The organism is Paenibacillus sp. N119s (genome assembly GCF_059447605.1).
Window position 1 is genome coordinate 1 of the sequence record NZ_JCAJRU010000185.1, and the last position, 10503, is coordinate 10503.

At 45.0% G+C, this 10503-nt stretch carries 11 protein-coding genes; 6 read left to right on the top strand and 5 right to left on the bottom strand.

All coding sequences use genetic code 11. The features are described from left to right. Both AC5V8P_RS18730 and AC5V8P_RS18735 read left to right on the top strand, forming a co-directional pair. A partial coding sequence (locus AC5V8P_RS18730; RefSeq protein WP_495473772.1) for a carbohydrate ABC transporter permease occupies nt 1-771 on the top strand: 771 nt, incomplete at its 5' end. A 47-nt stretch (nt 772-818) separates the two neighbouring features. After that, nucleotides 819-1313 carry an endo-1,4-beta-xylanase gene (locus AC5V8P_RS18735; protein ID WP_064797640.1) on the top strand — a complete coding sequence of 165 codons (495 nt, stop codon included), beginning with the start codon at nt 819-821 and terminating at the stop codon, nt 1311-1313. A gap of 124 nt (nt 1314-1437) precedes the next feature. Here AC5V8P_RS18735 and hxlB read toward each other — a convergent pair whose 3' ends face one another. Next, nucleotides 1438-1995 carry a 6-phospho-3-hexuloisomerase gene (hxlB, locus tag AC5V8P_RS18740; RefSeq protein ID WP_064797641.1) on the bottom strand — a complete coding sequence of 186 codons (558 nt, stop codon included), beginning with the start codon at nt 1993-1995 and terminating at the stop codon, nt 1438-1440. 5 nt (nt 1996-2000) lie between these two features. Then, nucleotides 2001-2636: a 3-hexulose-6-phosphate synthase gene (gene hxlA / locus AC5V8P_RS18745; RefSeq protein WP_063207250.1), complete on the bottom strand. Its 636-nt coding sequence runs from the start codon at nt 2634-2636 to the stop codon at nt 2001-2003. A gap of 443 nt (nt 2637-3079) precedes the next feature. On the opposite strand from hxlA, the gene AC5V8P_RS18750 reads away from it, so the two are divergent. Beyond that, nucleotides 3080-3955: a hypothetical protein gene (locus tag AC5V8P_RS18750; RefSeq protein WP_064797642.1), complete on the top strand. Its 876-nt coding sequence runs from the start codon at nt 3080-3082 to the stop codon at nt 3953-3955. A gap of 115 nt (nt 3956-4070) precedes the next feature. Here AC5V8P_RS18750 and AC5V8P_RS18755 read toward each other — a convergent pair whose 3' ends face one another. Continuing rightward, the gene (locus AC5V8P_RS18755) at nt 4071-4910 is read right to left on the bottom strand and encodes a methyl-accepting chemotaxis protein (protein WP_064797643.1); all 840 of its coding nucleotides are present in this window, start codon (nt 4908-4910) and stop codon (nt 4071-4073) included. A 200-nt stretch (nt 4911-5110) separates the two neighbouring features. Next, on the bottom strand, nt 5111-6346 hold the full coding sequence (gene pepT / locus AC5V8P_RS18760) for a peptidase T (protein WP_064797644.1): 1236 nt from the start codon (nt 6344-6346) through the stop codon (nt 5111-5113). Between the two features lie 245 nt (nt 6347-6591). On the opposite strand from pepT, the gene AC5V8P_RS18765 reads away from it, so the two are divergent. The 3 genes from AC5V8P_RS18765 (at nt 6592) to gpmA (ending at nt 8680) form a co-directional block, all read left to right on the top strand. Further along, nucleotides 6592-6879: a hypothetical protein gene (locus tag AC5V8P_RS18765; protein ID WP_063207238.1), complete on the top strand. Its 288-nt coding sequence runs from the start codon at nt 6592-6594 to the stop codon at nt 6877-6879. A 152-nt stretch (nt 6880-7031) separates the two neighbouring features. Continuing rightward, on the top strand, nt 7032-7772 hold the full coding sequence (locus AC5V8P_RS18770) for a Bax inhibitor-1/YccA family protein (protein ID WP_064797645.1): 741 nt from the start codon (nt 7032-7034) through the stop codon (nt 7770-7772). Between the two features lie 158 nt (nt 7773-7930). Then, the gene (gpmA, locus tag AC5V8P_RS18775; RefSeq protein WP_064797646.1) at nt 7931-8680 is read left to right on the top strand and encodes a 2,3-diphosphoglycerate-dependent phosphoglycerate mutase; all 750 of its coding nucleotides are present in this window, start codon (nt 7931-7933) and stop codon (nt 8678-8680) included. Nucleotides 8681-8745: 65 nt separating this feature from the next. On the opposite strand, the gene AC5V8P_RS18780 is transcribed toward gpmA, so the two are convergent. Continuing rightward, the gene (locus AC5V8P_RS18780) at nt 8746-10248 is read right to left on the bottom strand and encodes an alpha-amylase (protein WP_064797647.1); all 1503 of its coding nucleotides are present in this window, start codon (nt 10246-10248) and stop codon (nt 8746-8748) included. Between the last annotated feature and the right edge of the window lie 255 nt (nt 10249-10503).

A 10503-nucleotide genomic window follows, 5' to 3' on the forward strand; every position in this document is an offset into this window, starting at 1 on the left:
TCGATTCGGGGTGGGATTTACTTGTGGCCGCGGGAATTCACGTGGAGCAATTATGAATTTGTATTCAAGGAAGCGACGATTTTCCATGCTACGTTGATTTCTGTATTACGTACGGTCGCCGGTACAGTGACCTCGGTGTTTTGCTGCGCAATGGTGGCGTATACGATTAGCCGGCCGGAATATGTGCTGCGCAAATTTGTCTCGATTGCTTTTATTTTGACGATGTATTTTAGCGGTGGCTTGATCCCCAATTTTCTCTTGATTCGTGAGCTTGGGATGCTGGGAACCTTCTGGGTGTACATCGTACCGGGGTTAATCGGGGTGTTTAATGTCATAGTCATTCGCTCCTTTATTGAGGGCCTGCCAGAGGGGATTTTGGAGTCGGCGCGTATTGACGGGGCCGGGGAGTTTGCTACTTTTATGCGTATCGTTCTGCCCCTGTGTGTGCCGGTGCTGGCAACGGTGTCGTTGTTCACGGCGGTCTCGCAATGGAATTCCTGGTTCGATGTATTTTTGTACAATTCGTCGTATGAGCAGTGGAGCACGCTCCAATATGAGCTGATGAAAATTTTGCAAAATTCCAATACGTCTGTTAACGCTCAGGATTATGCCAGCCAGTTTTCAGGGTCAGAAAATCTGGCGAAGGCAGTTACGCCAACCTCTATTCGTGCCACAATGACGATTGTCGCCTCAGTGCCTATTATTTTAGTCTATCCGTTTTTACAAAAATACTTTGTGAAGGGTATGACCCTGGGAGGCGTGAAAGGATAGTAGATATTTTACATTCATCTTAAAAGCTATTTTTAACCTGCAAATAAGTGAAACCCAAGGCCCATGAACCGAAGAAACGGGATTTTCTGTACAATCTGGTGCGTGACCTGCTGGCCAAAGGCGTCCCGATTGACGGCGTAGGTCACCAAACACATATCCGCCTGGAGTTTCCTACTATTGCCGAAATCGAACAATCCATCGAAAAGTTTGCTTCACTTGGGTTGGATAATCAGATTACGGAACTGGATATGGGGCTCTACTCCAATGATACGGATCGCTACGAAACGATCCCTGAAGCGATGCTGATCCGTCAGGCTCATCGTTATCAAGCACTGTTTGATATGTTTACAAGACAGCGGGAGCATATCAGCAATGTGACGATTTGGGGAACGGATGATGGCAATACGTGGCTCAGTACGTTCCCGATTGTCCGGCTGGATAAGCCGCTGCTGTTCGATGAACGGTTAAAGGCCAAATATGCATATTGGGCGCTGGTTGACCCATCCAAAGTGCCGCCGCTGCCGGCAGAGAGTAACGAATAAAGGATGTGAGACAGAGAAGTAGAAAGCTAAGCTTTTACCTCATTTAACACAAAAAACAGGCTGTACATACATGCTCGGACACGTATGTACAGCCTGTCTTTATATCGTAAAGATAAAAGCAGTTTTACTCCAAGTTAGCATGTTGACTAAACATGGATTCTGAGGTCAGCTTGCGCAGCTTCATCGTTCTGAGCACCAATGCATCACCATACAGCAGCAGGGTTTGCTCAAATAGCGAGCCCATAGGCTGAATCGTCTGGTAATCCTTGTTGGATGGGTCTTTAGGTGCGCCGGGCAGCTTGACGATGATATCGGCCAGTTTGCCGATGCTGGACTCGGGCGAAGTGGTAAGCAGCGCCAGTGAGGCCCCGAGCTTCTTTGCTTTGTCTGCCATGGAGACCAGACTTTTGGTTTCACCAGAGCCTGAACCGATCATTAGCAGATCGCCCTCGCCCAAACCAGGGGTTACGGTTTCCCCAACTACGTAAGCTCGCATCCCCATATGCATGAGCCGCATGGCCAGCGAGCGCATCATGAACCCCGATCGCCCAGCCCCTGCTACGAATACCTTATTCGCAGCAGCGATGGAGTGGATCAGCTGTTCTGATTCGGTATCGCTGATTAGCTGCGGAACGAATTGCAGTTCCTTGATAACCTCGGATAAATATTGAGAGGTTTCCATGGGGATTAACCTTGTTTGATGAGCTGTTGCATTTGTGAAGCTACAGCCTTTTTGTCGTCTTCGCCAGTAATTCCGCCGCCTACGATAACCAGATCCGGTTGAGCCTGTACTACTTCAGCCAATGTACTCAGCTTGATACCGCCGGCTACGGCTGTTTTGGAGTTTTTTACGACTTTTTTGACGGTTTGCAATGCTTCGAATGGACTTTGTCCTTCCGCTTGCAGATCGTAGCCAGTATGCACACAGATGTAGTCAACACCTAAAGCATCGATTTCTTTCGCACGTTGCTCCAGATTTTTAACACCGATCATGTCCACCAGGATTTTTTTGCCGCCTTGTTTTTTAGCTTCTTCTACCGCACCTTTAATCGTTGCATCTTCAGCTACAGCCAAAATCGTAACGATATCTGCACCAGCCTCGGAAGCTTTCAACACTTCATAGCCCCCTGCGTCCATAACCTTCAGGTCAGCCAGTACTTTTAGATTGGGAAATGCTTCTTTCATTGCTTTTACAGCATGAAGTCCTTCATTGATGACAATCGGCGTACCGATTTCTACGATATCAATATACGATTCCACTTCTTTTACCAATGCAATCCCTTGCGGGATATCTACTAAGTCTAAAGCCAATTGAAGTTCCATGTTATTAACTTCACTCCTTAAGTGAATTGTATTTGGATGAACAGGTACATGCTTTTGTTGGGCTGTACTCTATAACTTTGCTTCGTGCACAGGTTTGATTGTAAGGCCCTGGTATTCGGTTGAAAAGTACGCACTAATTCGTAACGTAGTTACCCTGACGATACTATAGATCATAAAAACCACTCATAAGAGAGCCGACAATTTGTCTTCTGTTACATTATTCCGATAATAAAATTCATCTATTCGTGACCAGTAAGTGTACACATCCATGTTAGGTTGCAAAAGTATGAATGTACAGATAATTGAATTGACTTCAAGTTAGGTTTTGACTATATTTTCAATATACTGGTATGTAAAAAGGGGAGCTAACAGCATAACTACCCTGAAGAATAGCCACTAGGCTAGGGGTGACCGTAATTTTCAGGATAGGGAGGCGGAGTCTAGTGGAAGAGGTCCTGAATCAAAGGGGAGCTATTTATTTGTTGTCGGACAACCACGAACTCGATAAAGCTTGTGAGTTGTTTAGAATCAGCTACACACATAATGATTGGGATGAAGCAAACAAGGTTGCGGATTATATGCATTCGTTGGCTGAAAGCCTGTATCACACCCAACTGAGAAATGCTGCGGACGGCAAGTACGAAACATTGGACACCAAACACCCGCTGGTATTTTATTATGCTTACAGCTATCTGGCGAAATCGATTTATTATCAGAATATAGGCCAGTATGAGAAAGCCAGAGATTATATTATGAAGTATAGCGAAATGGGCTGGTTTATGGGGCTGGATCAAAGCGGTCACGAAGAAGTAGAAAGATTCCGTTTTCTCGCCAAGGCCAATTTATATACGGTTGATTTACTTTTGGGGAAGAAGGAGCTTTTATCGGAATATGTCCAGTTTCTTCACGACAATGACGAGGAGCTACTACCAGGAATGGTGGGTATTGCCGAAGCCGCTAACTTGAATCATTGGGATATTGACGACCTGCTGAACGAGTTTGCCGATGATATTGAGATATTTGAAGGTTATGAAGATAGAGCAAACCGAGTATATTATTTGAAACTGGTCAGCCAATTAGCTATTTACCATCTAAAAAAGAAGCAGCACATCGTTGCTTTGAATTATATTCTTGTTTCTCTGAAGTTCTCTGTTGATGTAGAAACGGATGCTGATTTCAGGACACTGGTTGCACTGTTCGAGACTTTTCGAGATGAGGCAACACCGTCACAGCAAGAGCAATATCAAACCATTTTATTAAGGGCGCTTCATCATGAAAAAGGCATTAACCTCGATAACTATGGTCTTAGCGTTTCTTAGTGTTGTTTGAGTTTAGGGTTTCGATCGTCTGACCCAGTAGGGATTTTGTAAATAAGGGGAGCACACTTTTACGCAATTTGCGGATCAGTGGGCTCCCCTTGCTCATGCTAATACATCATTTATTTACAATATAGGAAGTCAGGTTATCGGCTAGATACTGCATCGTTTCGCTCGCCTTTTGCATACGCTCCATGACCTCGGTAAAAGTGCTTACCAGAGTCGCCTGTTCTTGAGAGGAAGCAACAATTTGCTCTATTTCCTGCTCCATTTGACGAATGGAGTTCTGTACATCCTTTAGAGCTCCCTCAATATCGACCGTCGCTTTTTTGGACTCTACAGATAGCTTGCGTACTTCTTGAGCAACGACACCGAAGCCGGCTCCTGCTTCTCCGACACGTGCGGCTTCAATCGCGGCATTGAGTCCAAGCAGGTTGGTTTGATCGGAAATTTCCTTGATGAATACAGCAACCTGATTGATTTTACCCGAGTTTTGTACGGCAAATTGGGTGTTCTTCAAAATGTGTTCACTGGTAGCTTGTAACTCCTGCGAATGCGCTGTTACTTGCTGCACCATCTCAATGAGCTGCTCGGTAACGGAGCGGTTTTCAGATACGATTTGATCCAGTTGATTTTTGTTAGTCAAATTATAGGAGGCGGCAAACGCTGCAATGACTTCTCCTTTATCATCAAACACAGGAATACTGATCATATCAAGAGGATATCCCAGCACTTCAGCCGGAATGTGAGTCAAGCTGGCCTCATGTCCATTTTTAAGCATGGCGAAATTTTTATAGCCCTCGAGCAGCTCTGAGCCTGTTTCAAAGCCAAGGTCCATACCCTCCGATTGGCTATAGGCCAGAACGTGAGTACGATCGAAGAGGGCAAGAGTAACCTTCTCCCGCATAATCTGTTGTATATAGGGGATGGCAGCAATTAATGCATCTATTGTATTCAAGTGGAGGACCTACCTTTCTTTACTAAGTATATTTTTTATAGTCCTATATATTTGTCGGTGTAAAGACGGATAAAAGTTATAAAGGTATTCAATGTTTAAAGAAAAGTGAGCATTTCAGAAAAAAAGGCATATCGTTTCACATCGAAACAATATGCCTTCGTATTTAATCTGAACGTGTCAGTGCTGTGTGTATAAGCGGTTTACTTGCCGCGCTGCTCGAACAATTGTGCAATCTCTACAATCACCTTGGTTGCAAGCACCATGTTGTCCACCGACACATACTCGTACTTACCATGATAGTTCTCCCCACCTGTGAAAATATTCGGTGTAGGCAGCCCCATATAGGACAGCTGTGAACCGTCTGTGCCTCCACGAATGGGCTTGATAATGGGTTCAATATTCAGCTTCGTCATTGCTTCATGAGCGATATCGACGATATGCTTGACAGGCTCGATTTTCTCTTTCATGTTGTAGTACTGGTCTCTCAGCTCCAGCGTAATCCGGTTTTCTCCATAGGCAGCCTGGAGCTCTTTTACGATATTTGTCAAATAAGCTTTCCGGTTCTCAAAGCTCTTACGATCAAAATCACGGATGATATAGTGCAGTTTGGCTTGTTCTGCTGTGCCTGTAAACTCCGACAGATGATAGAAGCCATCATATCCGTCTGTATATTCCGGCGCTTCATTCGCAGGTAATCTGCTGTGCAGCTCCATAGCGATTTTGGCCGCGTGGATCATTTTGTTTTTTGCCGTACCGGGATGCACATTCACACCGTGAATGGTAATATGAGCAGCTGCGGCATTGAAGCTCTCATATTCCAGCTCTCCAAGTGGTCCGCCGTCTACTGTATAAGCATATTCAGCGCCAAAAGCGGCTACATCAAAGCGTTCAGGTCCTCTTCCAATCTCTTCGTCCGGTGTAAAAGCAACGCGAATTTTGCCATGTTTAATTTCTGGATGATCTATCAGATAGTGGATTGCTGTCATGATTTCTGCGATGCCAGCTTTATTGTCTGCACCTAGTAGGGTGGTACCATCTGTTGTGATCAGGGTGTGGCCTTTATATTGAGTCAATTCGGGAAACTCACGTGGGGAAAGGACTACACCAAGCGAGGCATTCAGTGTGATATCGCCCCCGTCATAGTTTTCCGTCAACTGTGGTTTCACTCCTGCTCCAGTGAGCTCGGTAGCCGTATCGAGGTGGGCCAGAAAACCAATGACGGGAACCTCCTTATCCGTATTGGAGGGGAGAGTTGCCATCACATAACCATGTTCATCAATGGTTACGTCTGTCATGCCGATGGCTTTTAGTTCGTCTACCAGAAGGTTGCCCAATGTGAGCTGTCCGGGTGTAGTGGGGCAAGTGTGACTGCTTTCGTCGGATTGGGTATCTACCTGAACATAGGTAGTCAGGCGATCAATCAGTTCCTGTTTCATGTGGTTATCCTCCTTGGACCTTTTCTATTATGGTATGTATTTTATCATGATTAGACTTAAAATATGATATACCATCTGAGACTTCCATGATCTAAAAAGGAGTATTCCGTAGATTCCTTTTAACATATATAGGATACTTTAATCTACGAATCTTTTAAATTGTGCCTTATTACTGAGTCACTTAACGTTACGTTCATAGATTTGAAGCATAGAATACACTATCAAAAGCAAGGGAGGTGAGTTCTATGGCAATCCTTTTACCTTCGCAAATTTACAATCTTGCTGCTGGTGTAGGTGAATCTTTTTTTGAAAACCTGAGAGGCGGTAATAATGCTACAATTACCGTGAATAATTTCGGTGCCAATCCGGTGAATCTTGTGGTTACCCGTGTTAACGCTCCTGTGATCACTTATACTATTCCGGCGGGCAATAGTCTTACGTTAGAAGTTGCTTTGCTGCTGGTAGCCGCTCTCCAAGCTACTCCAGCTGGAGCAGTAACAGGTACCATCCAAATTGCTACTGCTGATTTTTAATCTGTAACGACTTGACCCTCTAACTCTAGCTTTGCCGAAAGGCAAGGTTAGGGTTTTTTTTTATTGTTTGGAAATTTTCTGAAACTTTTTTCAGGTTGTACCGATATATACATATGGCATCGTAAATAACACATCGAAAAGGAGTACCCTGTATGAGCTTTAGCAACCCGGTTTTACGTGATGACATCTTTTTGCGTGAAGATGAAAGAGAAGCTAGCGAACAACGTATGACTATCGGAGGAACGGTGAACAAAACGTTGCTTCTGCTAGTCCTGCTCATCGTCTCTGCCAGTATTACCTGGTATATGACCTATCAAGGAACCATAGAGGTGCTATCGTTGATGACGGCAGGCCTTTTTGGGATGGCAGGCATAGCACTTGCGATATCCTTTTTTCCAAAAACGGCTCCATTACTTGCACCTGTATATGCGATTCTGAGTGGCTTTGCTTTAGGTGGCGTTTCTGCTTTTATGGAATATGAGTACCCTGGAATTGTAGTTAATGCCATTTTGCTGACTGTGGGTATCTTGTTCTTGATGCTCTTTATGTATACACAACGAATCATCAAGGTGACACGTGGCTTTATCTCATTTGTTGTCCTATGTACGATGGCGATTTTTCTGGTGACGTTGGTTGACTTTATTTTGAATTTTTTCGGTATGAATGTTCCGTATATCCATGAAACGGGCTGGGTGGGTATTGGCATTAGTTTATTTGTCGTCATCATAGCCGCTTTGAATCTGCTCGTAGATTTTAATTACATTGAGGAACAAGCTGATCAAGGCGCACCCAAATATATGGAATGGTATGGATCATTTGCATTGCTGGTAACTTTAGTGTGGCTATATGTACGAATATTGGATCTATTATCCAAATTTAGCGAGAGAGACTAAGGTTTGCGATGACTTCATATAGTTTAATAGGCAAGAACAGAAGGACGGCTGAATGTCGTCCTTTTTTGTATAAAAGAAGCGGTTTAAAAAATGCATTTTACGTTAAATACATAGAAGTTGGGTAAACATAGAGGATAGACAGGGGAGGAGTGAAATAAATGTATCAAGTGGTGCTGGTGAGGCATGGAGAAAGTGTGTATAACCAACAAAACCTGTTTACAGGCTGGACGGATGTCGATCTGACTGAAAAGGGAACTCATGAAGCCATCGAGGCAGGACGTATCCTCAAGGAGGCTGGGTATACGTTTGATTTGGCATTTGCTTCTGTACTTAAGCGTTCAATCCGCACGTTGTATCATATCTTGGATGAGCTGGATCATCTGTGGATACCCGTGCAGAAGTCATGGAAGCTGAATGAACGTCACTACGGTGCTCTTCAGGGACTTAGCAAGCTGGATTCGGCCGTCCAATATGGCGAGGAACAGGTTCATATTTGGCGGCGTAGCCTGACCGTGCGACCTCCTATGTTGGACGCGCAGGATGAACGGAGTCCACATCGGGAAGAGCGCTATCGCCATATCAAGCCCGAGGAGCTGCCGCTCGGGGAGAGTCTGGAAGATACTGTGCATCGGGTCGGTGAGTTTTGGAAGCAACGGATTGTGCCGTTGATTCTTAAAAAGGACCGGGTTATTATTTCTGCACACGGTAATACCTTAAGGGCCTTGATCAAGTATATGGAAAATCTGGATGAGACTGCGCTGCTGGATTTGAACATTCCCACAGGCATTCCACTGGTGTATGAGCTGGATGATCATATCGATCCTATCCGGCGCTTCTATCTTGGTGATCCGAGTCATGTAGAGGCAAAGAAACAGGCGGTGGCCAACCAAAGCAAGGTGACGGAATGACTTCCCATACAACAAAGAGGACAGGACGCTTGCTTGCATCCTGTCCTCTTTGTTGTTGATACACATTAAGTGTTCGCAGTGTTCGCAGTATCCTCTGCATTCAGGCTGTCTTCCTCAGTAGGAAGTGCCCATACCGATACACTGCCGGCACGAACGGGAAATATGCCGTAGCCATCCTGTTCGATTTTTACAGTATGATCGTGATGTCCGGTCAAATCGATCCATTTCTCCCCGGCACGTTTTTTACCCACAAACATTCGCTTTTCCCCGTCACCTGCGTTGGTAATCACCACGGCACATCCGGAGCCGTGCAGTTCAGGGACACCCTGACGAACCCATCCAATCGTATGGGGATCATCAAAATAATCTTTTTGCTCACCATAGGCTTTGTGGTACCGCGCATATAGGAGTGGGTCTAGCTCAGCCTGCTTGCCTTTCACAGGCGTTTGTCCCCGGATACCGTAGTAATCCCCGTAGAATACGCAAGGATAACCATCTTTGCGCAGTAGGATGAGTGCATAGGCACTGGGCTTGAACCAGTCCTCCACCCAAGATTCGAGCGCTTCGTGCGGCTGGGAATCATGATTATCGACAAAAGTAACCGAGTTCAGGGGATGGGTATGAACCAGCGTATCCTCGAAAATGGTGCTTAAATCGAAATCCTTACCACCCAAGGAAGCGCTATGTAGTTTGTAGTGGAGGGATACGTCGAACAGGTCAATTTTATAATCAATGGTATCCAGAAACTTTTGACACGACTCCAGATCCGGTTTCCAAAACTCGCCTACCATATAGAAATCCTGCCCACGCTTTTTAATCATTTCTGTGGCAAACTCCCGTACAAATTCATGATTGATATGCTTGATGGCATCCAGACGGAATCCATTGCATTGCAGGGTGTCCACCAGCCATTTGCCCCAGCGAATCATTTCCTTGCGCACATCCTGATGATTATAGTCAATATTGGCGAACATTAAATAATCATAATTGCCGAATTCATCATCTACATGATCGCTCCAGTTTTTATTTTTGCCTAAAATGCGATAGATTCCTGTCCGGTCCTGACTTGCATCGTAATCCGTTCCGTTAAAATGTTCGAAATTCCATTGAAATGTGGAATACTGACCTTGTCGGCCGGGAAATGTAAATTTAGTCCAGCCTTCGATATCAAAGGGCTCAGAAATGACCTCGTTGCGGTTATCCGGGTTGACCTCGACAACCTTGAATACCTCGGTCTCATCCGCACCAGCCTTATGGTTCATGACCAGATCGACGTAGACGGCAACACCGTGGCGAACACAGGCCGCTACAGCTTCCAGCAGGTCTTCCTTGGTGCCGTATTTGGTGCGTACTGCACCTTTTTGGTCAAATTCGCCCAGATCATAAAGGTCATAGACGCCGTAACCCGTATCCTCGGGCGATTGGCCTTTGGTGACAGGTGGAATCCATATCGCGTCAATTCCTTTGGCCTTCAGTTCCGGTGCCAGGCGAGCGAGCTTTTTCCAGTGAGAACCGTCAGCTTCGACATTCCACTCGAAAAATTGCATCATCGTATGGTTCCTTTTCATATGCGTCCCTCCTTCATATATAACAAGTTACCCACCAAGTGAGGGGGGCTAAACGTCTGATGGCTAATATGATGTGGATGCAGGACATGGATCGTTGTATAACGTATGCTAAATCATTAAAATTTGTTATACCTGGAGTGACCAGACCGACTCAATACCTAGAAAAGAAAACGTGAAAACGTTAAAATAAGTGTAACTTAGCAATAGATCGGATTTCAGGCAAACCATGAAACTTGAACAAGAGAGGGAAGGAGA

Excerpts from the sequence above, each read along its gene's own strand:
- hxlB (WP_064797641.1), bottom strand. The coding sequence starts at position 1,995 with ATGGAAACCTCTCAATATTTATCCGAGGTTATCAAGGAACTGCAATTC.
- hxlA (WP_063207250.1), bottom strand. The coding sequence starts at position 2,636 with ATGGAACTTCAATTGGCTTTAGACTTAGTAGATATCCCGCAAGGGATT.
- pepT (WP_064797644.1), bottom strand. The coding sequence starts at position 6,346 with ATGAAACAGGAACTGATTGATCGCCTGACTACCTATGTTCAGGTAGAT.
- AC5V8P_RS18765 (WP_063207238.1), top strand. The coding sequence starts at position 6,592 with ATGGCAATCCTTTTACCTTCGCAAATTTACAATCTTGCTGCTGGTGTA.
- AC5V8P_RS18770 (WP_064797645.1), top strand. The coding sequence starts at position 7,032 with ATGAGCTTTAGCAACCCGGTTTTACGTGATGACATCTTTTTGCGTGAA.
- gpmA (WP_064797646.1), top strand. The coding sequence starts at position 7,931 with ATGTATCAAGTGGTGCTGGTGAGGCATGGAGAAAGTGTGTATAACCAA.
- AC5V8P_RS18780 (WP_064797647.1), bottom strand. The coding sequence starts at position 10,248 with ATGAAAAGGAACCATACGATGATGCAATTTTTCGAGTGGAATGTCGAA.